This window comes from Bacillota bacterium (assembly GCA_040757085.1).
Taxonomy (GTDB): domain Bacteria; phylum Bacillota; class Sulfobacillia; order JACIYH01; family JACIYH01; genus JACIYH01.
Genome location: JBFLXJ010000008.1, coordinates 1 through 22,455 on the forward strand (window position 1 = coordinate 1; position 22,455 = coordinate 22,455).

Here is a 22,455-nt window from a genome sequence, read left to right on the forward strand (position 1 = left end):
ATGGCGTTCCGGGCCTACGACCCCTGCTTCGGCTGCGCCACCCACACCCTCCCCGGCCAGATGCCCATGGAGGTGACCATCCGCGACTCCCGCGGGGAAGTGCTCCAAACCCTCCGCCGCTGATCCCTCAGCGCTGAACGTGGGAAGAGCCTCTCCCGCGGATGGGGGCATTCCCATCGAGGAGGTTGGACGTGATGCAGGAGACCCTGGACCAGATATTGGCTGCGCTCCAGGGACTGCAGGCGAGTCATGCAGAGCTGCAAAGGGAGCAACGAGCCTTACGGGAGCAGCAGGTGAGGCTCGAGGAAGGACAAAAGAGGCTGGAGCAAAGGCAGCTGCAGCTGGAAATGCGCCACGAATGCCTGGTGGGTAAGGTGGCGGATCACGACGTGCAGTTGCGCTCCCTGAAGGACCTGTTTGCGCCTGCCAAAAGGAGCGCGCCCGGGCCACCGCGCAGGGCCCCGCGGACAACATGATGCCAGAAGCTACAGGCGACGGCGGCGACTCCGGTTCGCCTTCTACCGGAGGCCGGCGGAAACCTCGCTGGCTGCCTGTTTGACTGCCCGGGCCAGTTCCTCACAGCGCGGCGACAGACGTGCCGCTGGCCCGGAGATGCTCAGGGCGGCCACCACGCTGCCGTGGGCGTCGCAAACGGGAGCAGCCACACAGTAGAGCCCGATCTCCATCTCCTCGTTGTCTATAGCGAATCCGCGTTCCCTGGTGAGAGCCAGCTCGGCCAGGAGGGCCTGTTCGTCGGTGATGGTGTTGGGGGTGAACCGGGGCAACCCCCGGGCGCTCACGATTCGCCGGACCAGTTCGGGGGGAGAATAGGCCAGCAGTACTTTGCCCACCGCCGAGCAATGGGCAGCCGAGCCGAACCCCACTCTGGGTGTTATCCCGAGCATGTGGTTGGAATCCACCCTGTCCACCACGACCACGGTGTGGGATGCGCCCGGATCGGGATCCAGGACCACCAGGTGGACCGTCTCCCCCACCTCTGCGGCGAGTTTCTCCATGGCAGGGCGCACCAGCGGCACCAGGCCTACCTTTTCCCGCCACCGCATCCCCAGGGTGAATAGTTTGACGCCCAGGAAGTAGCGGTCGGTTCCCGGCTGCTTGGCGACGAATCCCCGCGCCGCCAGGGTGGCCAGCGCGCGATGGACGGTTGACTTCCATACCCCCAGGCGGGATGCGATCTCGCTCACCCCCATCTCGCGCCCTTCTGACCCCAGCAGGAGCAGTATTTGCAGCGCCCGGTCCACGGCCTGGGTTACCCCCGGCTCGGGCTTGCGACCGCTCACGCCACCCACCTCCCGTTCTCGTAGCAGGAACCGAGTTCTACTTTACATGGCTTCGACGGGTTCCCGGCCGATCCTGCTGTTTAGCCCTGGCACAGCCGGTACCAGCAGAAGGCAGGTTGCCGGGTGCTGGCCGGTTCCCGTGGCAATGACAAATCGGCTGTCCCGTCCAACGGAACAGCCGTCTGATATAGAGCTGGAGCGTTGTGCCTTGCGGAGAATTGAGGATCTGGGCTCCTGCCGGGGTGGCGACGGACTGGGCCACCCGGCGGCCCAGGGCCCGGCACTGTAGCCGGGAAAGGGGAACAAGTTCGGAGACGTTCTTCACCATTTCGTCGCCGAAGGGTGCGTGAACGGTGTCCACCAGGGTGATCTTCTCGTCCAGCATAAGGTAGGCGTTGTAGCTGGTGCCCCGATGTGTGGGGTACGCGGGGCCATGGAACCAGTGGATGTTCCGGTCCACCGCCCCCACCCAGTACACGTCTTTGAACACGGGTACGGCGCTCCCGGTACCACCTCCCCTAAGGTATCGCGCGGAGTACATGTTTTCGTTTCGCCCTGCTATTTTCGACGTGTTCCGATGTAATACCTGCTTGCAAAAAGGAATCGTTACTGCTATTCTAGAACCGGGTAACCGGTCCCTGTCATGGTGGTCGAGGACGAGTCGCGGGAAGGAGGGGTGGCCATGAATGTGATGTGCCCCGTGTTGGTCGCCCGGGAAGTGTGAGGCTATGCCTGCAACAGGGGGGATAAACCGTGGGGAAGATGACGGAGGAAAACCTGAGAGCGGCTTTCGCAGGGGAAAGCCAGGCCCACATGCGCTACCTGATTTTCGCCGAGAAGGCTGAGAAGGAGGGTCATCCCAACGTGGCCCGCCTGTTCCGGGCCATCGCGTACGCCGAGCAGGTGCACGCCACCAATCACTTGAAGGCCCTCGGCGAACTGGGGGGGACGGCTGAAAATCTGGGTAAGGCTGTTGGCGGGGAAACTTACGAGGTGGAGGAGATGTACCCTGCTTTCCTGGCGGTAGCGCAACTGCAGGGGGTGAAGGAGGCCGAGCGCAGCATGGGGTGGGCCGCAGCGGCGGAAAAAATCCACGCCGCCCTGTACCTGGAGGCGCGAAAAAAGGTGGAGGCGGGCCAGTGCATCGGTACCGCCCCCATCGTGGTGTGCCCCCTGTGCGGTCATACCGCGATGGGCGAGCCGCCGGATCGGTGTCCCATCTGCGGGGCCAGGGGCGATCGGTACGTCCGGTTCTGACTCCGGGGGCCCACATAGCGCGATCATCGTGGGGAGAGGAGGATTCCCGATGAAGTGGCGTTGCACCGTATGCGGTTACATCCATGACGGGGATGCCCCGCCCTCGGTATGTCCCAAGTGCGGGGCACCTGCGGAGAAATACGAGAAGGTGGACCCCGAGAGGGCGAATTTGATAGACCGTTCCCGTCTCACCAACCTGCTGGAGGTCAAGCTGATCGATTTGCTGGAGAAGGTGCGCGATACGGCGGCGCGTATAGAAGACGACGCCCTCGATCCCGGGTGTGTGGCACTGGCGAAGAAGGCTCAGGTGGCGGCCCGGGAACTGTCCCAGAACGTGAAGGCGGAACTGGAAACCCACGTGAAGAAGGGCAAGTGGGGGTAGCCGTTAGGGCCATCTTGTCCATGGTGGAGGCGAATCTGGCCCGGGGGATGAGCGCCCCCGGGCCGCCTCGTGATGCTGGCCCTGCCCTCCCTGGCCATCGTGTTGGATGCCTACATGCGGAACCCGGTCACCCTTATGCGGGACAGGAGGATAACGACCAGGATGGCCGCGAGGGCAATTGCGACTATGCCGCTTGCTCCGCACAGGAGTGCGGCTCCCAGGCGCAGGCTCACCAGGGGGGGCCAGGGGTTTCCCCCTGCGGCGGTGGTCATGGCGGCCATCACGGGGGTGGCCAGCCGGGAAGTCAGCATGCCCAGCGGGCCCATCAGTATCGCGGTAAACACCGCTGAGTACAGGGCATGCAGTACCCGCGCGGCCACGAAGGGCGACATCCGTATGTGGGCGCCAGCCATCACGCTTGCCACCTGAGCGTGCACGGAGAGACCGCTCCAGGCGATGATTGCCGAGGCCACGATCGCCCGCTCGGTGAGAGGCGCGGGAGCCGTCCCGGCCGCCATGGTGCCGAGGTCGATTTCGAAAAGGCCTCTCAGGAGGGCGTCCGCGAGGCCGGGGTCCAGGTGCACGGCGGAGAGTACCACCCGCAGCGGTATTGCCATGACCGCTACCGCTCCCAGGCTCTGCAGCACCCGGATCACTACCGAGAACAACATGATGAACCCGCAGATCATCAGGAGGGTCTTAACCGACTCGTTCACGGAGTCGCTGAGGATGCGGCCGAAGGGACGGCCGTCCTCGCGCCGCGCGCGGATGAGGGCTCGCACCGCCCGCAAGGGCAGGTTCTCTCTGCGGCGCACGGGGTTGCTTGTGGCGAGCACGTCGCCCGAGACGTGGTTCATGCCCAGGGCAGGGGTGATGGGAGCGGAACGGCGGTACAGGCGGAATGTCAGACCCACGCAGAAGGCACCCAGGTAATGGGCCAGGGCAAGCACGGCCCCCAGTTCGGGGAGCCGGAACATTCCCACCGCCACTGCTCCGAACATGAACAGGGGATCTGCGGTGTTGGTGAACGCCAGCAGGCGTTCCGCCTCCGCCTGGTTGCACAGACCCCGTTTGCGGAATTTGGCCGTTATCACGGCGTCCATGGGATATCCTGCCGCCAGGCCCATGGACATGACAAAAGCCCCGGCCCCGGGGACGTTGAACAGGGGCCGCATGAGGGGCTCAAAGATCACACCCAGGAAGTGCACCACGCCCAGGGCCAGCATGACTTCCGACAGCACAAAAAATGGCAGGAGCGAGGGGAAGACGATTTCCCAGAAGATCTTCATGCCCGCCACGGCAGCCTGGAACGCTTCCTCCGAATAGACGATGAGCGCTGCCACCAGAAGCAGCGCCACCATTCCCGATATGACGTGTACCCAGTTGCGGGGCAACGATCAGCACCTCGCCTGTGCTCGTATGCTTCAGAGGAGGGGGCCCCGTCTGGTACCCCGCTTCATGCTATGACTCCCGGCTGCCACCTATACGCTGAGCGGGAGGGCGTGGTAGCCCTGGGGCCGGGCCGGTGGTGAAGCCCAGGCAGAAGCCCGCCTGCAGCCCCATGCCGCAACAAGAAGTGCTGCGACCCAGGGCGCAAGGACGCCGGCGAGCCCCAGGTGGCGGGCCAATCCCAGCCCCTCGTCTTCGATGATCATGCCGAGCGCGGTGTGGGCGAGGACGGCTGCGCTCAGGAATATGACGAGGGGTACGAGTTCATGAGCCTCGCCACCCAGGTGCTGCCCCAGATCAGGATGGGCATGCTGATAGCCAGCCCGAGGACGACGAGAAGGGCGCTGCCATGAGCGGCTCTGGCCACTGGCATCATCTTGTCGAAGCCTGTTGAGATGTCAGCCAGTATAATTGCCCACACCGCGCCCCAGAAGTCCGCGCCCAGGCCCGTGTGTTTCTCGTCGCCGCTGTCGGCTCCAGCTTCCAGGTGATCAAGAGCAGGATGAGGCCGCCGACGGCGTTGAGGTAGGGCAACCGCATCAAGAAGGCTATCATGACCGTGAACAGGATGCGCACGAAGATGGTGCCCATCGTCTAAGGGAAGCCGAACCCCGTGCGTAGAGGAATACGCGTTTCGACGCACTCTTGCCCGTCGTCGGGGCCGCGGGGCGTGATGATACCGGCTTCGTGACGGCAGCTTATCGTGATCATCGCCAGAGTTAGCTGGCTGAGCTGGTTGCTTCTGGCAAGGGGCTGCAACCCTGAAGCGATGGAGTGTAGCCAGAGAAAAACTGGCCTCCGCTGGCTGGAGGCCTGGAAAAGGAACGGTTAAATGTCACCGGTGGGGTACCAGCGACCGCGTTGGACGGCAAGGACAAGGTACATCAGGGCAGGAGTGATTATGGCATTTGTCCGTTTACCGATCTAGGGGGTAACGGCTTTTGCACCGCAGGAAGAGGTAGGCCTGTCAGATCACTTAACGTTGCGCAGCAGTGCTAGCCGAACTCGCACGGCGGATCAGACTTGCTCATGAGCGTGGGAGATGGTCTCTTCCCAGGTTTGCAGCCGTTGCGGGTCTGGTCGGGTGAGAAGGCTGGCTGCCACCAAGACCACGATGCTGGTGATGATGCCGTAAATGATGGGGTTTGTGGCTGAGAGGCCTTCCCGGGCCAGGCCAACGATCACGGCAAGTGATCCCAGGCCGATGGCCCACATGGCACCTTGCCACGTGGCGCGCTTCCAGTAGAAGCCTGCCACGATGGGCACGACGATGGCGCCGGAAAGCAGGGCGTAAGCTAGGTCGAGTGCCGCCAGGATGTCCTGTATCCATACCGCGCAGACGATGGCCACTAGTCCAGCTAGGAACGTGAACAGTCGGACCAGCCGCTGCTTGTCCTGGTCGGTGAACTGGCGGCGCGAGAGGGGAAGGATCAGGTCCGTGACCAGCACGGTGGAAGAAGCCAGCATGCATCCGTCAGCTGTGGACATGAGGGCCGATATGGCGGCGGCCAGCAGTATGCCCGTTGCCCCGGGAGGTAGCGCGTGGATCGCGACCATAGGAAGAGCGTACTGCGGGTCGGGCAGCTTGGGGAAGAGAACCAGCGCAACCATGCCTATGATCGCCATGGCCACGCCGTAGAAAATGCCATACAGCCCCGCCAGAATGGTGCCAGTGCGGGCCACGCGCGGGTTGCGGGCGGTGAACACGCGTTGCCAGATATCCTGGCCGATGATGATCCCGAAGAAGAACAGCAGGAAATAAGCGAGGATGGTTTTGCCACCGATATTGGTGAGCGAGAAGTAATGAGGCTCCAACTTGGCGGTGAGCGCGGCCCAGCCGCCGACCTTGGCCAAGCCCAGCGGCAGCGCAAGGAAGAATATGCCAATGGTCATGAAGGTGAATTGGACGGCGTCGGTGATGGATACCGCCCACATGCCGCCGGAAGTGGTGTACGCGAGTACGATGGCACCGCCGACCAACATGGATGCGGTGAGGTTCCACCCGAAGATGGCGCTGATGATGGTCCCGATAGAGATCACCTGCACGGTCACCACCAGCATATCGTAGACGACCATGATGACCGCGCTCAGGTAGCGGGCACCGCTGCAATAACGTCTTTCTAGCATCTGGCACACACTAGTGAGGCGCAGGGCGGAGATGCGCGACGAAAGGAGGAAGCCCATGACCAGCACGCCGAAGCTGAGCATGAATACCAGCCAGAACCCGGAGATGCCGAACTTGTAGCCGAGCTTGGCGCTGCCCAGGGTGCTGGCTCCCCCCAGCACTACGGTGGCCAAGCAGGCCATGTAAAATGGTGTTCGCAACCGACGGCCTGCGACGAGGTAGTCGTCCAGTGTCTTGCTGAGCTTCATGCCCCAGTAGCCGATGGCCAGCATGAAGGCGAAATACAGGACGATCACAGTGTAATCCAGCCACGTGACACCCATGCTGCGTCACCTCCTCAAGCGTTTCCCGAAACTGCCGCCACCAGTAGATCCGCGTGCGCTCGCTCGGGTTTCCCATCTCACCCCCCGCGTCGGCGAGCGAGTTCGCTGGCACCGGCCTTACTCGGCTTGCCCCTCCCGCTTCAGCGGGAAGGTCATGCAGTGCGGCCCGCCGCCGCCCTTGAGGATCTCCCAAAGGCCTACTGCTATGACCTCCAGGCCCAGCGCCTCGAGGGCTCGGTTGACCTCGCGGTTGGCCTCGAAGCTGAGTACTTTTCCATTGCCCAGGGCCTGGATATTGCAGTAATGCTTGAACACGCCTTGCGCAGAGGTCCTGATGATCTCGAAGCGGCGCTTTTGCAGCGTGCGCACGAAGAAGTCGGGCAACACGTCCACGGCGGCCACACACACCCGCGGCGCCACGATGTTGAAGCACATGTCCAGGTGGAGGTATTTGGAGTCTACGGGTACCGGTATGACCTGGTATCCCAGGGGTTGCAGGATCTCCTGCGCACATCTCACGCCTTCCCAGTCGGAGCGTGCCACCACGCCGTGTGCGATGGTAGCCTCATCGAGAAACCAGAAGTCTCCGCCTTCGAAGGCACCGCGCCACACCCTGCCGATGATGGGAATCCCCAATGCACGCAACTTGTTCTGGTACGCCACCTCCTCTCCCTGGCGGACTGGCTCGCGGAAACGGCCGATGAGGACGCCCTCCGCGAGGCATGCGCCGAAGTCACGGGCATAAACCATGTAGGGCAGGTCGGGCTCGGGCTCGATCAACTCGACCTGCACACCAGCGGAGCGGTACGCGGCCACCAGTTCCCCGTGTTCTTTCTGGACTGCCTCCAGCTTGGCGGTTTCTCCTTGGGCTAGTACCTTGCGGGTGATCTCGTTGATGGGCTGGAAGCTAAAGTACGTGGGGGGGCAGAGCAGAACCTGCTTCAGAGGACTCCACGAATCCGGCACGTAAGTCTCCATTGCGTCCTCCTCCTTTGCCGTGTCCGCCCACCCGTCCGTAGGCGCATTCCTGCGGTATCCGACGGCGGGTGCGATCCAGTGGGAGCCTTTCACCTAACGCAGTTCGGCAGGAGGTACTGGCGACCTTTGTAGAACACTCCAAACTTGCAGACCGAGTAGTGTGGGTGCGTACGAAGGTGAACAGTGCTACTACCCTGTGCTCGGGTGGGTCCCGTGAGCAATTCAGATGGGAAGAGCTTGCTGGATGGAATCCTCGATCTGCTGCCTCCCGGCCCGGGAGTACTGAAGCGCCCCGAGCCGTGCGGCTTGGGGGGTTCCCAAGGGCGGCGCAGCAGCCGTCCGTTGGACGTCCTGGGGGTCGAGCGTACATGGCGGAGGAGCATGCTGCTGGAACCGGGCAACCTGGGCGACGAGGTAGCGTTGGACCGGGCGAGAGGTCTCGATTGTGAACCACAAAGCAGTATCGCCCAGCTTGTACACGCCGAGTGATTAGTCAGCAGTAGATTATTTGGAGAGTCCCGAATGGCGACCTGCGTCAACGGTGGTTTTCACGCTCTGTGCGTTTGCCGCATCGAGTTGCCAGGCGCGAGGCGGCGCAATTTGAGCGCGAGTTGGAGATTGAAGAGGTCTTCCTGGTTGTGTAACGAGATACCGCAAAGCGCTTCGACTCTCCGCAGGCGGTAGCGCACCGTGTTGGGGTGGACGAAAAGCTCCCGGGCACACTGGATGGGATCGCAGTTGCAGCGGAAGAAGGCGGCCAGGGTCTCGATAAGCTCTGGTTGTTCCCTTTCCCGCTGCTCGAGGGGTCCCAGTATCTCGCGGCAGAAGCTCTCTATCTCGGACCGGTTCCCCGAGGTGAGCAGCACCCGGTAACTGCCCAGCTCGTCGAAATCGGTGACGTGGCCTGCACCTTTGAGTTCCTTGCCCAGTTCGAGGGCCTGGCGTGCCTCCCGGTATGCACGGGGAAGCTCCCCGAGTCCCCGGCATACGCGGCTGATGCCGGCGGACACAGTCAGGCCCGGCAAAGCAGGCAGGATCTCGTTTCGGATGGCCGCGGCGAGGCGCATCAGCTCCCTGCGGTCCAGAGTGAGCACCGGCACGAGTACCGTGACGCTGTCGCTGAGATCCATACACAGGCTGGACGGCATGTGGAAAGCCGCTGACGAACGCGCGCTCCGTACGAAGTGCTCCCGCACTTCCTGTGCCTTCTCTTCGTCGCGGAGGACTTCGAGGCAGTAGCGTTCGAACCCGTCGATGTCCAGCACAATCACCGCGTAACCGGGAGCCGGCTTCATGCCAGCGTGTCTGGCCCGCAATTCGAGTGCTTCCTTTGACGTTATATTTCCGTTCAGGAGGTCCCAGAGCAACTGGTTTTCGAAGCGGCGCTCTACCTCGCTGATGGCCTGCAGCTTGGCCATTTCCAGGGCCAGCACTGTGGCGGCGTGTTCCAGGGCGGTGCAGTCGGCTTCGCTGATCGGTCCGGGGGCCTGGAGCAGCACGTATCCGTGCAGTCGCTTTCCGGCCTTCACGGGGAAAACGCGGCGGTTCTCCGCGGCAGGGGCCTCGTCCGGTGGGGGAGCCGGTCCATTGGCCCCGTGTGCCACCGGCAACGCCCATTTGATGGCCGCCTCGTCCCACGATCCCGGGGGATGGGCCGCCAGGATGTTGCCCTCTGCGTCTACCATGGCGGCAGCTGACCCGGTGAGCGAGGATAGCAGCTCCAGCACCCCCTGGATGCTCCGGCCCTCGAGGGCGGCCCGCGTGAAAGTGTCGTGGATTTCCCAGGCTCGGCTCAGCCGGGCTGCCTGCCTGTTGATGATCTCGGTGTACAAGGGGATCATGATGTCGATCCACGCGCAGTCGACGGGCATTTCGATGAGGGGCAGGTCCAGGCTGTCAGCCAGTTCCAGCATCTTGGCCGGAATGGATTCCACATAACGCTTGAGCTTTATGCCCAGCCCGGCCGCGCCGCGTTCGGCCAGGTCCTGAACCAGGCGGACCTGCTCCTCGGGGTTGTCCTTGATCACGAAGATGTTGGACAGCAGGAGTTCTCCACCCCGGAGCCAGTTCTTGATGTCGGGGGTGTCCATGACGGTTATGGTGCGGATCACCCTGCCCAGGCCGCCCGCGCCCGCGATCAGGCGCGCCCGCTGCATCACGCCGATGCCCAGCGCCTCACCCACCGTCAGCATGTTCCCACCGCCTTGCCTCTTCGCCGCGGGTAACCTTCGTTTCCTGCTTCCCGCCTTGGAATCTGGTCTAAAGATCTGGCCCCATCTTTGTTGGAACTTACTAGGGGATTGGATAGGCGGGCGCGAAATGGCCAGCGCGGATTGCGAGGAGGTGCTTACGGATGAGGGATCGTTTCCGCGGCCGCGACTTTCTGACCCTGATGGACTACACGCGGGAGGAAATCGAGTACTTGCTGGACACGGCGGCGGACTTCAAGCGCAAGTGGGCCCGCCGGGAGCCCCACGAGTATTTGCGGGGGCGTGCGATTGGCATCCTGTTCGAAAAGAAGTCCACCCGGACCCGTGTTTCCTTCCAGGCGGCCGTTGCCCACCTGGGGGCGCAATCGTTTTACATGCGGCCGGACGAACTGCAACTGGGGCGCGGGGAGCCGATCAGGGACACGGCGCGGGTCATCGACCGGTACTGCGACGCGCTGGTGATCAGGACGTTCGGCCAGGAGATAGTGGAAGAGTTCGCTTACTACATGAAGAACCCGGTGATCAACGCCCTGACCGACCTCAAGCATCCCTGCCAGGGGCTGGCCGACCTGCTCACCATGCGGGAGAAGAAGGGGCGCCTGGAGGGGCTCAAGGTTGCCTACGTGGGAGACATCTGGAACGTGGCCCATACCCTGCTGGTGTGCGGGGGAACCTTTGGCTTCCACGTGTACCTGGCCCGGCCGGCGGGTTACGATCCCAACGAGAAGGTGATGCGGGTGGCACAGGAGCGGGCCCGCCGGTCGGGGGCGAAGCTGGTGGTGACCACCGATATCGAGGAAGCCTTCCGGGACGCGGACGTGGTTTACGCCAATACCTGGCACAGCATGGGTGGTCCGGAAGCCAACAAGGAGCAGCGCCTGCGGGACTTCGCTGGCTACCAGGTCAACAGCGAAACCCTTAAGCTGGCCAAGGAAGACGCCATCTTCATGCACTGCCTGCCGGGATACCGGGGCGAGGAGATGACGGACGAGGTGATCGAGGGTCCGCAGTCCGTGGTGTGGGATCAGGCGGAAAACCGGATGCACACCGAGAAGGCCATCCTGAGCCTGGTGGTTCAGTAGGCAGGGGGGCGGCGGGCGGGGCCTGTCGCCCGCCGCCATTCTCCCCTGGGATCCGGTCAAGGGTTCGTGGGGCGCTGGTTGTGGCGACGGGGTACGAGTCGCCGGGTGGTGCGGCTCACCAGAGGAGGGGTTTAAGTGGGTACCATCAGATTGCGCACCGAGATCCCGGGTCCCCGCAGTCGGGAACTGCTGGAGCGGCGGGCTCGCTACGTGCCCCAGGGCGTATCGTTCGCCACACCCGTGTTTGTGGAGCGGGCGGACGGTGCCGTGCTGGAAGACGTGGACGGCAACGTGTTCATTGACTTCGCGGGTGGCATCGCGGTGGTGAACGCCGGTCACTGCCCGCCCCCGGTGGTGGAGGCGGTGCGGGAGCAGGCGGGGCGGTTCCTGCACACCTGCTTCATGGTGGTGGGGTACCGGTCGTACGTGGACCTGGCCGAGGCCCTGGCGAAGGTGGCTCCTGGTCCGACGCCCAAGAAGGTCATGTTCGTGAACAGCGGGGCGGAGGCGGTGGAGAACGGGGTGAAGATCGCCCGGAGGGCGACGGGGCGGCAGGCGGTGGTGTGCTTTGACCACGCCTTCCACGGCCGCACCCTGCTCACCATGACCCTCACGGGCCACCTTATGCCGTACAAAGATGGCTTCGGTCCCTTCGCGCCCGAGGTGTACCGGTTCCCGTATGCGTACTGCTACCGGTGCGCGTATGGCAGGTCTCATCCCGGCTGCGGGCTTTACTGCCTGGGTGCCTTCGAGGAGAGCCTGGAGGAGAAGGTGGGGGGTCGCAATGTGGCCGCCCTGGTGGTGGAACCGGTGCAGGGGGAGGGCGGGTTCATCGTCCCTCCGCCGGGGTATTTGCGGGGTTTGAAGGAGATCTGCCAAAAGTACGGGATCGTGTTCATAGCGGACGAGGTGCAGACGGGGTTTGGGCGGACGGGGAAGCTGTTTGCCGTGGAGCACGAGGGGATTGAGCCGGACCTGCTGCTGGTGGCCAAGTCGATTGCTGCCGGGCTGCCCCTGGCGGGGGTGATTGGGAAGGCCGAAATCATGGATGCCGTGCACAAGGGCGGCATCGGGGGGACTTACGGTGGCAATCCCGTGGCGTGTGCGGCGGCCCTGAGGGTACTTGAGATGATTGGAGAGCCGGGCTTCCTGCACCGTGCGCAGCAGGTGGGAGAGCGTATCGGGCGATTCTGCCGCGACCTGGAGGCGCGCTATCCCCTGATTGGCGATGTGCGGGCGCTGGGGGCGATGGTGGCGGTGGAACTGGTAAGGGACCGGCAGACCAAGGAGCCCGCTACGGCGGAGGCGGCTGCGATCATCCAGTATGCGTACGAACACGGGTTGATCCTGCTCAAGGCGGGCCGGTACGGGAACGTGCTGCGGTTCCTGCCACCCCTGGTGATCACCGACGACCAGCTGGACGAGGCTCTCTCGATTCTGGAGCAGGCGATTTCTGAAGTTGCACGCGAGCGGAGGTAGTGTTGGTCGTGGGCGAACTCGTCGTGATTGCGCTGGGCGGCAATGCCATCCTTCAGCCGGGGCAGAGGGGTACGGCGGAAGAGCAACTGGAGAACGTGCGGGCCACCTGCCGGCAGATCGTCACCCTGCTGGAGGATGGGTACCGGGTGGTGCTGACCCACGGCAACGGGCCCCAGGTGGGGAACATCATCATCCAGAACCAGGCCACGGACGCGGTGCCGGCCATGCCCATGGACATCTGCGGGGCTGAGAGCCAGGGCATGATCGGGTACATGATCCAGCAGAGCCTGCACAACGAGATGGTGCGGCGGGGGATGGAGCCTCGGTCGGTTGCCAGCGTAGTGACCCAGGTGGTGGTGTCGGCCGATGACCCCGCTTTCTCCAGGCCGACCAAGCCGGTGGGGCCGTTTTACACGGAGGAGTATGCGCGGCAGAGGATGGCCCGGGGAGAGGCGTGGGTGGAGGATGCGGGTCGGGGCTGGCGGAGGGTGGTGCCGTCTCCTGACCCCAAGGAGATCGTGGAGCTGGACGCGATCCGGCAGCTGGCGCGTGACCATGCCGTAGTGATCTGCACCGGTGGGGGTGGCATTCCGGTGGTGCGGGAGCCGGATGGCACCCTGCGGGGTGTGGAGGCGGTGATTGACAAGGACCTGGCGGGGCAGCGGCTGGCCAGCGGGCTGGGTGCGGACGTGTTCATGATCCTGACAGACGTACCTCAGGTGGCGGTGGATTATGGCAGGCCCACCCAGCGTTTCCTGTCGCGTCTTGGGGTGTGGGAGGCGCGGGCCTTGCAGAAGGAGGGGCACTTCAAGCCGGGGAGCATGGGTCCGAAGGTGGAGGCGTGCTGCCGGTTTGTGGAGGCCGGGGGCAGGCGGGCCATCATCGCTTCCCTCACGCAGGCCCTGGATGCCCTGGCCGGTCAGGCCGGTACGCAAGTCGTGCCCGGTTAGGGTCAGCGCCGTAGGAGGCTTGCGATGGTGGCTCACGGGGCTTTCGTTCTGAGAGTTGACCTGACCCGCAGGGCGGTGACGGTTGAGGAGGCCGGCGACCGATTCCGGCGCACATTCGTGGGCGGCAAGGGATTCGCGGGCCACTACCTGCTCGAGGAGGTGCCTGCCGGGGCCGATCCGCTGGGGCCCGAGAACGTGCTGGTGTTCGCGGGGAGCGTGGTGAGCGGGCTCCCCATCCCGGGGTATTCGCGTTTCACGGTAGCCGCCAAGTCGCCCCTCACCGGGGGATATGGGGAAGCCGAGGCGGGGGGATACCTGGCGCCCGAGTTGAAGTTCGCCGGGTTCGAGGCAGTGGTGGTGACGGGGGCGTCGGATCGACCCGTTTACCTGTTCGTGCATGACGGGCGGGCTGAGATCCGCGACGCCTTGCGCCTGTGGGGTCTGGGCACCTTTGCCACCGAGCGGGCCATCCGCGAGGAACTGGGGGATGCGCGGGTGCGGGTGGCGTCCATCGGTCCGGCGGGGGAGGGGGCAGCATAGGAAACCCGGGGGGGCTGGAGGAGGGGCTGACCGCGGCGGCTGCGCCGCCGGGCTGGGTACCTGGAGAAGCTGCGGGAGAACCAGGCATCGGCCCGGGCCAGCATGAGATTCGAGACGCCCCCCGGGGAGCAAGGTCAGTTTGACTGGTCCCCCCACACCGTCCCGCTCGGAACGATGCTCTGCCGGGTAGTGGTTTTCTCCCTGACCCTGGGCTAGCAACGGGGAAGACCCACCTCGCCATCGCCCTGGGCCTGAAGGCCTGCATGGCGAGAAAAAGGGTCCTGTTCACCACCGTGCAGGCATTGCTGGACCAGAGCTCAAGCCGGAGGCTACTTCGCGAAGACCGAGGGCCTTTTCCCGTTCTCGAAGGTTATGTTGTGTCGTCGGAGGCACCTGCGCGCGGGTTCGCCGCTGCAGCGGAAATAGACTTCAGGCACCAGAGGAGCCCTTCCAGGAAGCTCTGACCCCCCGCCACCGCGAAGACGACGGCCAGAGGGCGGAATACTGCCGGCCAGTACGCGAGGCCGAGGGCCAGTCCGGCAGAGACCCAGACTCCGCAGCACCAGAAACAGGATACCAGCGGCCCCAGCCGGCGCTTCAGGGCGTTGCGAACCGGGGCCGTGATCTGATCGAATACCACCAGGTGGGTGAGGCGAAAACTGGCCAGGATCAGCACCACCAGGTCAACAATGGTCACCCGCATCTGTCCACTTCCCTCGCTCTCCGCTATGGTTCCCTGCCGGCGACACCCACTTGCGCCCCTTATGGCAGATGCGGCGGCGCACCCCGCTCCCGGGAAGTACCGAGGGATATACTGGAGGAGCTCATCCGGATCAACTTCAGCGGCGTGCAGAGCTTCCCCACCGTGGGCCTCATCGACGGGGCATTCCGGGCCAACCTGGAAGGCACCGGCATGGGGTACGACAGAGAGAGTGCTGGCCATGGCGAAGGCAGCCAGGGAGGTGAACCCGGACATCATCGTACTGTGCCATGGAGGGCCTCCGGATGAGCCGGCCAACGTGGGCCGTGCCCTGGAGAGGATGCCCGGGATCACCGGCTTCTTTGGTGCCTCCAGCATCGAACGGCTGCCCACTGAGCGGGCCATCAGCCCTGAGGCTCCTGGGGGTCTTCGGGATACTGCACGGGTTGGCGGAGTGGGGATTCGGCGATATCGCGTGTGCCCAGTTGCCGGGCAACGATCAGCACCTCTCCCGATTGATGGTGCCACCCGGGGGAGCCGGCTCGTGCAAGAGGGGGTGAGGCTGGCGGGGGAACGGCCTCATTTTCGGCTCCGAGCTGAAGACTCTGCTCGCCCACTCCGCCATCGAGCCGGAAGTGGATGCCGAGGGTCTGGCTGAGGTACTGGTCATGGGCCCGGCCCGGACCCCGGGGCACGGGGTCTTCCGGGGGGTATGCGAATTGAAACCCGGCTACTGGCTTCTCTTTGGGCGCCGGGGGACACGCCTGCACCGCTACTGGTTCCTGGAAAGCCGTCCTCACGAGGACGACCTCTCTGCGACCGCGGGGAGGATACGAGAGCTGCTCCAGGACGCCGTCCGGCGTCAGCTTGTCGCCGACGTGCCGGTGTGCACGTTTCTCTCCGGCGGTGTCGACTCCAGTGCGGTCACGGCCTTTGCCGCCGGTGAGCTGTCGCGTGCGGGTTCCGAGCCGCTCCGCTCGTATTCGGTGGATTACGTGGGCAACGACCGCCACTTCCACTCGAGCGCTTTCCACCCGGACACGGACGGGCCCTGGGCAGCGCGGGGTACTCGGAGGGCCTGAACCGCAGCGGGTTTGCGAAATCCAGGTCGAGGGTTACCAGGCACCTGCCTTCCTGGCGGCAGGTTTCGATGAGGCTTGCGTCCGTCGCCGAGCAGAGGCCTTCGTCAGGCACGGCGGCCACGTCGTGGCCTGCCCGGCGCAGTATTTCCGTCCCGCGCCTGCCCAGGTTCTCGTCCAGCTTGAGCTTCACGGGGTTGCCTCCGCGGGGATGTCGATGACTCGCTCCCTGGCGACTTCCGTCGCGTAGGCGATGCAGGCGTGGATGTCGGTCTCTTCCAGCCCTGGGTATGCGTCCAGGATTTCCGGAATGCTCATGCCGCTCGCCAGTAGGTCGAGGATGAGGGACACCCAGATGCGGTGGCCCCTGATGCAGGGCTTGCCGAAGCACACGTTCGGGTTGACGGATATGCGGGCAAGGAGTTCTTCTCTGGGCATCGTACCACTCCTTCCGAAGCTGGCCCACCGATGCCGGCCCGGGGGCTGGGCAGCGCTCTCGGCTGCGGGTGTTGGGACCGGGTTTTGTGTCCGGGCTTTCGGCACCCTGCGCGCCGGTCCCGTATTATATCAGCCCTGGAGAGCGGCTGCTCCTGGCGGTGGTTATCCACAGAATCCATAGTGTCCACAGGCGGTGCTGCTGTTTGTGAACGGGGGTGCTCTCCGGGAACGGTGTGGATGGGATGTGGGTCCGCGTGCGGGTGAGGCAGGGCAAGGGGGGCGAGTACTGCGAGGTGCCGCTGAACGTCACGATACGCAGGGTGCTACGGGAGTGCCTAAGGGCTACGACGCTGCCACGAGGCGGGACCTCACCCGAAGCGGGCATCCGGGCGTACATACCCTGCCGGCAGGACCTCGGCCGCCTGGGAGGGATCGGCTTGTCCTACGACCGGAGGGAGATCTGCGTCAGGTTTGGGGGGCATTGCTGCCGCCAGAGGGGGCAAGCCCTTCCTGGAGGAATTCCGGATCCTGCGTCGAATGGTATGTACAACAGGTCAACCGTACCGGAGGTGATGCCACTGCCTCGCCCCACGGCCCGGACGCGCGGACCGATGCGGTTGCCTCTCGTGCTGCCGGACCCGGCGGCCTACAGCTTCACAGCTGTTCCCCTCATCGCCGCAACTCTCTTTGCCGTACCCTCGCCGTTGGCGGTGCTGGAGGATACAGGGAGGGTCTGGGGGCTGGGTGAACGGGACCCTTTGGCGAGCGATCCTCGGAAGTCGTCGTGTGCCCGGTGCAGGCGTGAACGAAAAGGGGGGAAGAGCGCACGCATCCCCGAGCTAAGTCCAAGTGCACTTCTTCTTGGAAGGGAGTGAGGCGGTGTGGAATTTTGGCAGGTGATTGCCCTCACCATCTGGACAGGGCTCTGCATCTTCGACATTCTGGGTCCGACCGTTTTTTTGGGGTTCCGGCCTCTCATCGCCGGGTTTGGCGCCGGGCTGATCATGGGTGATGTCACCCTGGGGATGGCCATTGGTGCAACCATGGAACTGATGGCCCTGGGGGTGTACACTTACGGCGGTGCTACCATACCCGATTACCAGACGGGTGCCATTCTGGGGACCGCGTTTGCAGTGGTGGCAGGCAAGGGGCTCGAATTCGGACTCACCGTGGGGATCCCGGCTGCCCTGCTGATGACTCAGTTGGACGTGGTGGGACGGTTCCTGCCCACCTTCTGGATCCATGCCGCGGACGGGTATGCTGAGAAGGCGGATCTGCGAGGCATCTCGCTCATGCACTGGACAGCTTTCACTCCGTGGGCGCTGTCGCGCATGATCCCGGTATTCCTGGCCTGCTGGTTGGGTAGTGGAGCGGTTCAGTCCTTCGCGGAATCCATTCCGCAGTGGTTCATGAACGGAATGAGCGCGGTAGGGCACATCCTGCCGGCTCTCGGTTTTGCCATGTTGCTGAAGATCATGCCAGTGGAACGGTACTGGTACTTCTTGTTGCTGGGCTTCGTGCTGTATGCGTACCTGCACACGGCACTACTGGGGATAGCGATTTTCGCCCTTGCCGTGAGCATCATGTTCATCGTGCTGAAGTACCGGGACGAGGGGGTGACCTTGGGTGCAGGCCGCCGAGCGTAAGCTTACGAGAGGAGATCTGCTGAGCTCGTTCTGGCGATTTCTGGTGAGCTTCCAGATATCGTGGAACTACGAGCGTATGCAGGCCCTGGGGTTCTGCTATGCCATGGTTCCTATCCTGAAGCGGCTGTATCCTAGTAGGGACGAGTTGGTAGCAGCCCTGAAACGGCATCTGGCGTTCTTTAATACCAACCCTGTCGTGGGGGCGCCGCTGATCCTAGGTTCCGCAGCGGCCATGGAGGAGGCTGGTGCTCCGGCATCCGCTGAAGGGGTTAAGGTGAGCCTTATGGGCCCGCTGGCGGGCGTGGGCGACACCCTGGTGTGGGCGCTTTACAACAGCATCATCTTCACCATCGGGGCGTCCCTGGCTTTGCAGGGCAGCATGGCGGGTCCTCTCCTGGTCATCCTCTTGGTGGCCGTACCATACACCCTGGTGCGGTATTGGCAATTCATGTGGGCGTATTCGCAGGGGCGCCAGCTTGCCACCTCGCTGGCTGGGGGAACCATCGCGCGCCTTACTGAAGGTGCGATGATCCTGGGGCTCATCGTGCTGGGCGGGTTCATACCCTCAATCATCGCCGCGAAGACCCCCCTCACGTACACTCAGACGGTCACCGTTGCGGGACAGGTTGTGAAGCAGACCGTAGAGGTGCAAAAGCAACTCGATGCCATCTTGCCCGGGTTGATCCCGGTGGCCTTCACAGTTCTGGCCTATTGGCTGCTGAAGCGCTATAAGCTGAACCCGCTGTGGGTGATCCTCATCCTCTTCGTCATCGGAATGGTGTTTGGGGCGCTCGGCTGGCTGGCATGAAACCGGGCGTGGGGGAGGAGTTGTGGACCTCCCCCACGCCTCCCTCGTGGAGGTGCAGGATGGGTCGATACCTGAATGCGGTTATTGACCTCCTTCAGCGAGTGGCGGAGGCAAACGAGGAGGCGGTGCGGGCAGGGGCCGGGATCCTGGCCGACGTGATCGCGCGTCAGGGGCTGGTCCATGTGTTCGGTTCCGGTCACTCGCAGTTGCTGGCTCTGGAGATCCAGGCCAGAGCGGGTGGTTTGGTACCGGTACAGGTGATTTACGACCCCACTTTCGGAAAGGCAGAGACGGTGGAGGGGTATGCGGTTTCGCTGTTGAGGGATTACGAACTGTCCCGGGGGGAAGCGATGATCGTCATCAGCAACTCAGGCCGCAACCCTGCGCCCATCGAGATCGCCATTGCGGCCAGGGAGAGAGGTCTGAGCGTGATTGCGTTGACCGCCTTGGAATTCTCCCGGTCGGTTTCTTCGCGGCACTCTTCGGGGAAGCGGCTTTTCGAACTGGCTGACGTGGTCCTGGACACGATGGGCGGCCCGGGTGATGCTCTTGTGCGGGTGGAGGGCCTGGACGTGCCGGTGGGTCCCTCATCGACTGTGGTCGGTGGAGCCCTGATCAACGAGCTCATGGTGGTCACAACGGAGGAGCTGGTGCGCCGCGGATTTGAGCCTCCGGTTCTCCGTTCCCAGAATCTGGACGGCAGCGAGGTTCACAATCAGCGGGTCATGGCAGCATACTGGGGCAGGATTCGGCGGGTAATTTAGAGCTGCGGGGCGGGGGCAATGGTTGGGGTTATTTTGGTCGGGCATGGGGGAATGGCACGGGGGATGCTTGAGGCGGCTGAGCTTATCCTGGGGCCTCAAGAGAACGTGGTGGCACTGGGCCTGGATCCCTCCGACGAACCGGGCACCTTGGCTGCCGCCATCCGGGCGGCGGCAGAACGGTTGGGTACCGAACAGCTGGTGGTACTGGCTGATCTTTTCGGAGGGAGTCCTGCCAATGCGGCCGCCACGGTATGGCATCATAGGAGCGGCATGGCAATAGTAGCGGGACTCAATCTGCCGATGCTGTTGGAGGTACTTGTATCCAGGGACGCTCCATCGGCGGCGGACGCTGCCCGTATAGCGGTGCAGGCGGGGCGAGAAGGGGTGCGGGACGTGGTGGCAGCCCTTCGGTCAGCGATGTCGGCACGGGAAGGGGAGAATGACAGCGGAAATGCCGGTCAAACACCTGCGCATTGACAACCGTCTCATCCACGGGCAAGTGGTGGTGGCCTGGGCCAAGCACGAGGGGATCGATACCCTCATCGTCGCCAACGACCAGGTGGCCGCTGACGATTTTCAGCGGACGATCTTGGTGTCGGTGGCTCCGCCCGGCATCAGGGTTCTGGTGCTAGGGGTGGGTGATACTCTTGCATACGTTAGGGACCCGGCTCACGAGCACGAAAATGTATTCATCCTGTGCAAGACGCCGGAAGATGCATTGGCTCTTCATGAAGGTGGCCTGGGCCTCCAGGAAATGAATGTGGGGAACATGGCCTTCGTAGTTGGCTCGAAGAAGGTGAGCAAGAGTGTCTTTGTTACACCGGAGAACGTGGAGACGTTCAAGAAACTGAGTCAGTCAGGGGTACGGCTTACGTGCCGAATGATGCCAACCGAGGGCAAGAACGACTTCATGGCGATGTTGCGCAACGCCAAAGCCTTGGTATAGGGGCCGTCCGCATATGGAGCATGTGCTGAGGAATGCGACCGTCCTGACCCCTCTCGAGCGTTTGCCGGGGGCGCACGTGGCGTTCAGCGGCGGCAGGTTGACCGGCATAGGCAAGAACGTGCGCGGAGGCGCACCCGGGGTTGACCTAACCGGATACACGGTGGCACCCGGGTTTATAGACATGCACGTCCACGGGGGCGGGGGGTATTCTCTCATAGACGGCGATCCCCGCGATTTACAGGGCTTCCGGCAGTGGGTGGTGCGGACCGGGGTCACCGGCTTTCTCATGTCGGTGATGGCCGCCACCCCCGAGGAACTGGTGGTCGCTGTGCAGGAGAACAAAGTGGAGGTGGGTCGCGGGGACGGGGGAGCCTGTTGTCTCGGGTTCCATCTCGAAGGGCCGTTCTTGAGCCCCAGGCGCCGGGGGGCTTTCGACCCGTCCTGGTTTCGGTTGCCTGACAAGGGTACCATGGACGACTTGCTGCGGGCGGGCGAAGGTACCGTCCGGGTTGTAACCGTGGCCCCCGAGTTGCCGGGCGCTCCCGAACTGATCCAGCACGTCTCGCAGATGGGGGTACTGGTTGCCCTTGGGCACACCGATGCCACATACGAGGACTTCATGGCTGGCGTTCGGGCTGGAGCCAGGCATGTGACCCACTGCTACAACACCATGAGGGGTTTCGGGCACCGGGAGCCCGGGGCTATGGGTGCCGCCCTTGTTGCTCCGGTGACTGCGGAGCTCATCACAGACGGAGTACATGTTCACCCTGCCGCCATGGACCTCCTCATGCGCATGAAGGGGCCTGGGGACGTGGTCCTGGTCACCGACGCTATGGCCGGGGCCGGACTCTCGGATGGCGTCTACCCTCTGGCCGGGCGGGAGGTGCACGTGCGGCAAGGGAGAGCCGTCCTGGCCGATGGCACGCTCGCGGGAAGCGTGCTGACCATGGATCAGGCCGTGCGAAATGTGGTCGGTGTCGTGGGCAGGCCCGTTCACGAAGCGATCCGTATGGCCACGTGGAACCCGGCCCGGTGTTTGAACTTGCACACCAGGAAGGGTTTGCTGGCTCCCGGGATGGATGCCGATTTGGTCATCCTCGACAGGGAGCTGGAAGTTGCCGCCGTGCTAGTGGCGGGAAGGGTGGCTTACTGCCGGGAGCGGGAACGCGAGCTATTTTCGGCCCTGCCTCGTTGGGCTGCCGACGACCGGTGACAGGGATCGCGCGGGCCGCTCCGGATTCCGGAGGTGTGAGCGTGCTGGCTGAACGCTTTGCGGGTGAGATCCACGACATGCTCGCCCGGATCGAGAAGGAGGAGTTCCAGGTTATCGATCAGGCTGCCGAAGTGGTGGCCAGATCCATGATGTCGGGAGGGATCCTCCACATATTCGGGACGGGTCACTCCCATCTGGTAGCTGAAGAAGTGCTTTACCGGGCGGGTGTGCTGGCCCCGGTGGATGCCATCCTGGAGCCCAGTCTTACCGGGCATACGGAAGTATGCAAGAGCGAGTTTGCCGAGCGCCTGGAGGGGTGGGGGAAGGTTATTCTGGACCACCGCGACATCAGTCCCCAGGATGTGCTGCTGGTAGTGAGCAACTCGGGGCGAAATGCGGCTCCCGTTGAGGTGGCCATGGAGGCTAAGGCGCGGGGCGTCCCCGTCATCGCCATCACTTCCGTGGCTTATTCCCGCTCCGTGTCTTCCCGCCATTCGTCGGGCAAGCGTCTGTTCGAAGTGGCGGATCTGGCAATTGACAACAAGACGCCTTTGGGCGACGCCCTGGTTCATGTTGAAGGGACGCGTGCTCCCCTGGGCCCGGGATCGGGCATAGCGGGCTGTTTCATCGTCCACTGTCTGCTCTTGCAGGTAGTGGAAAAGATGATGGCTGCCGGGTATGACCCCCCGGTATTCCTATCTGGGAACCTCGATGGTGCGCGCGAATACAACCGGCCGCTCCTGCAACGTTACAAGGGCCGAGTCAAGGCGTGGTGAGCAAGAGGG

General features: G+C 63.8%; 23 protein-coding genes and 4 pseudogenes. 17 read left to right on the top strand and 10 right to left on the bottom strand.

Annotated elements, in window-relative coordinates; translation table 11 throughout:
* Nucleotides 1-194: 194 nt before the first annotated feature.
* Entirely contained in the window at nt 195-476 is a 282-nt protein-coding gene (locus tag AB1446_02885; GenBank protein MEW6545852.1) for a hypothetical protein, read from the top strand.
* A 42-nt stretch (nt 477-518) separates the two neighbouring features.
* On the opposite strand, the gene AB1446_02890 is transcribed toward AB1446_02885, so the two are convergent.
* Nucleotides 519-1,301 (bottom strand): IclR family transcriptional regulator, encoded by a 783-nt coding sequence (locus tag AB1446_02890; GenBank protein ID MEW6545853.1) that lies wholly within the window; start codon nt 1,299-1,301, stop codon nt 519-521.
* A gap of 37 nt (nt 1,302-1,338) precedes the next feature.
* Nucleotides 1,339-1,791, bottom strand: a complete 453-nt coding sequence (locus tag AB1446_02895; GenBank protein ID MEW6545854.1) for a hypothetical protein — start codon at nt 1,789-1,791, stop codon at nt 1,339-1,341.
* A gap of 263 nt (nt 1,792-2,054) precedes the next feature.
* Between AB1446_02895 and AB1446_02900 the strand changes: the two genes are divergently transcribed.
* Both AB1446_02900 and AB1446_02905 read left to right on the top strand, forming a co-directional pair.
* Complete coding sequence (locus tag AB1446_02900) at nt 2,055-2,558, top strand: rubrerythrin family protein (GenBank protein ID MEW6545855.1); 504 nt, start codon at nt 2,055-2,057, stop codon at nt 2,556-2,558.
* A 49-nt stretch (nt 2,559-2,607) separates the two neighbouring features.
* A complete protein-coding gene (locus AB1446_02905; GenBank protein MEW6545856.1) occupies nt 2,608-2,940 on the top strand; it encodes a rubredoxin-like domain-containing protein in 333 nt (110 codons plus the stop codon).
* A gap of 110 nt (nt 2,941-3,050) precedes the next feature.
* On the opposite strand, the gene ylbJ is transcribed toward AB1446_02905, so the two are convergent.
* The 5 genes from ylbJ to AB1446_02930 all read right to left on the bottom strand — a co-directional run bounded on the left by ylbJ (nt 3,051) and on the right by AB1446_02930 (nt 10,007).
* Entirely contained in the window at nt 3,051-4,334 is a 1,284-nt protein-coding gene (ylbJ, locus tag AB1446_02910) for a sporulation integral membrane protein YlbJ (protein MEW6545857.1), read from the bottom strand.
* Nucleotides 4,335-4,627: 293 nt separating this feature from the next.
* A complete protein-coding gene (locus AB1446_02915) occupies nt 4,628-5,032 on the bottom strand; it encodes a hypothetical protein (GenBank protein ID MEW6545858.1) in 405 nt (134 codons plus the stop codon).
* A 374-nt stretch (nt 5,033-5,406) separates the two neighbouring features.
* Nucleotides 5,407-6,837: a sodium:solute symporter gene (locus tag AB1446_02920; GenBank protein ID MEW6545859.1), complete on the bottom strand. Its 1,431-nt coding sequence runs from the start codon at nt 6,835-6,837 to the stop codon at nt 5,407-5,409.
* A 117-nt stretch (nt 6,838-6,954) separates the two neighbouring features.
* Nucleotides 6,955-7,815: an arginine deiminase family protein gene (locus tag AB1446_02925; GenBank protein MEW6545860.1), complete on the bottom strand. Its 861-nt coding sequence runs from the start codon at nt 7,813-7,815 to the stop codon at nt 6,955-6,957.
* A 548-nt stretch (nt 7,816-8,363) separates the two neighbouring features.
* Nucleotides 8,364-10,007, bottom strand: a complete 1,644-nt coding sequence (locus tag AB1446_02930) for a PucR family transcriptional regulator ligand-binding domain-containing protein (protein ID MEW6545861.1) — start codon at nt 10,005-10,007, stop codon at nt 8,364-8,366.
* A 161-nt stretch (nt 10,008-10,168) separates the two neighbouring features.
* On the opposite strand from AB1446_02930, the gene argF reads away from it, so the two are divergent.
* The 5 genes and pseudogenes from argF (at nt 10,169) to AB1446_02955 (ending at nt 14,390) form a co-directional block, all read left to right on the top strand.
* Nucleotides 10,169-11,107 carry an ornithine carbamoyltransferase gene (gene argF / locus AB1446_02935; GenBank protein ID MEW6545862.1) on the top strand — a complete coding sequence of 313 codons (939 nt, stop codon included), beginning with the start codon at nt 10,169-10,171 and terminating at the stop codon, nt 11,105-11,107.
* Between the two features lie 135 nt (nt 11,108-11,242).
* Complete coding sequence (gene gabT / locus AB1446_02940) at nt 11,243-12,586, top strand: 4-aminobutyrate--2-oxoglutarate transaminase (GenBank protein MEW6545863.1); 1,344 nt, start codon at nt 11,243-11,245, stop codon at nt 12,584-12,586.
* A gap of 8 nt (nt 12,587-12,594) precedes the next feature.
* Complete coding sequence (gene arcC, locus AB1446_02945; GenBank protein ID MEW6545864.1) at nt 12,595-13,536, top strand: carbamate kinase; 942 nt, start codon at nt 12,595-12,597, stop codon at nt 13,534-13,536.
* Nucleotides 13,537-13,563: 27 nt separating this feature from the next.
* A complete protein-coding gene (locus tag AB1446_02950; GenBank protein MEW6545865.1) occupies nt 13,564-14,076 on the top strand; it encodes an aldehyde ferredoxin oxidoreductase N-terminal domain-containing protein in 513 nt (170 codons plus the stop codon).
* Between the two features lie 203 nt (nt 14,077-14,279).
* Nucleotides 14,280-14,390: pseudogene (locus AB1446_02955) on the top strand (ATP-binding protein).
* Between the two features lie 56 nt (nt 14,391-14,446).
* Here AB1446_02955 and AB1446_02960 read toward each other — a convergent pair.
* Nucleotides 14,447-14,779, bottom strand: coding sequence for a DUF1360 domain-containing protein (locus AB1446_02960; protein ID MEW6545866.1), 333 nt, complete (start codon nt 14,777-14,779; stop codon nt 14,447-14,449).
* 111 nt (nt 14,780-14,890) lie between these two features.
* Between AB1446_02960 and AB1446_02965 the strand changes: the two are divergent.
* Nucleotides 14,891-15,185 (top strand): annotated as a pseudogene (locus tag AB1446_02965) (phosphoenolpyruvate hydrolase family protein).
* A 157-nt stretch (nt 15,186-15,342) separates the two neighbouring features.
* Nucleotides 15,343-15,822: pseudogene (locus AB1446_02970) on the top strand (asparagine synthase-related protein).
* Between the two features lie 88 nt (nt 15,823-15,910).
* Here AB1446_02970 and AB1446_02975 read toward each other — a convergent pair.
* Nucleotides 15,911-16,048, bottom strand: a pseudogene (locus tag AB1446_02975) (DUF5615 family PIN-like protein).
* Nucleotides 16,045-16,293 (bottom strand): DUF433 domain-containing protein, encoded by a 249-nt coding sequence (locus tag AB1446_02980; GenBank protein ID MEW6545867.1) that lies wholly within the window; start codon nt 16,291-16,293, stop codon nt 16,045-16,047. The pseudogene AB1446_02975 and the gene AB1446_02980 overlap by 4 nt, the downstream one beginning before the upstream one ends.
* A gap of 881 nt (nt 16,294-17,174) precedes the next feature.
* Between AB1446_02980 and AB1446_02985 the strand changes: the two genes are divergently transcribed.
* Genes AB1446_02985 through AB1446_03015 form a run of 7 tightly spaced genes read left to right on the top strand, consistent with a single transcriptional unit; the run spans nt 17,175 to nt 22,446 of the window.
* Nucleotides 17,175-17,939, top strand: coding sequence for a PTS sugar transporter subunit IIC (locus AB1446_02985; protein MEW6545868.1), 765 nt, complete (start codon nt 17,175-17,177; stop codon nt 17,937-17,939).
* Complete coding sequence (locus AB1446_02990) at nt 17,920-18,747, top strand: PTS system mannose/fructose/sorbose family transporter subunit IID (protein MEW6545869.1); 828 nt, start codon at nt 17,920-17,922, stop codon at nt 18,745-18,747. Before AB1446_02985 ends, AB1446_02990 begins: the two co-directional genes overlap by 20 nt.
* A gap of 59 nt (nt 18,748-18,806) precedes the next feature.
* Entirely contained in the window at nt 18,807-19,511 is a 705-nt protein-coding gene (locus AB1446_02995) for an SIS domain-containing protein (GenBank protein MEW6545870.1), read from the top strand.
* 18 nt (nt 19,512-19,529) lie between these two features.
* On the top strand, nt 19,530-19,988 hold the full coding sequence (locus AB1446_03000) for a PTS sugar transporter subunit IIA (protein MEW6545871.1): 459 nt from the start codon (nt 19,530-19,532) through the stop codon (nt 19,986-19,988).
* Nucleotides 19,951-20,457, top strand: coding sequence for a PTS sugar transporter subunit IIB (locus AB1446_03005; protein ID MEW6545872.1), 507 nt, complete (start codon nt 19,951-19,953; stop codon nt 20,455-20,457). Before AB1446_03000 ends, AB1446_03005 begins: the two co-directional genes overlap by 38 nt.
* 13 nt (nt 20,458-20,470) lie before the next feature.
* On the top strand, nt 20,471-21,670 hold the full coding sequence (gene nagA / locus AB1446_03010; GenBank protein MEW6545873.1) for an N-acetylglucosamine-6-phosphate deacetylase: 1,200 nt from the start codon (nt 20,471-20,473) through the stop codon (nt 21,668-21,670).
* A 41-nt stretch (nt 21,671-21,711) separates the two neighbouring features.
* On the top strand, nt 21,712-22,446 hold the full coding sequence (locus tag AB1446_03015) for an SIS domain-containing protein (protein ID MEW6545874.1): 735 nt from the start codon (nt 21,712-21,714) through the stop codon (nt 22,444-22,446).
* Nucleotides 22,447-22,455 lie beyond the last annotated feature (9 nt).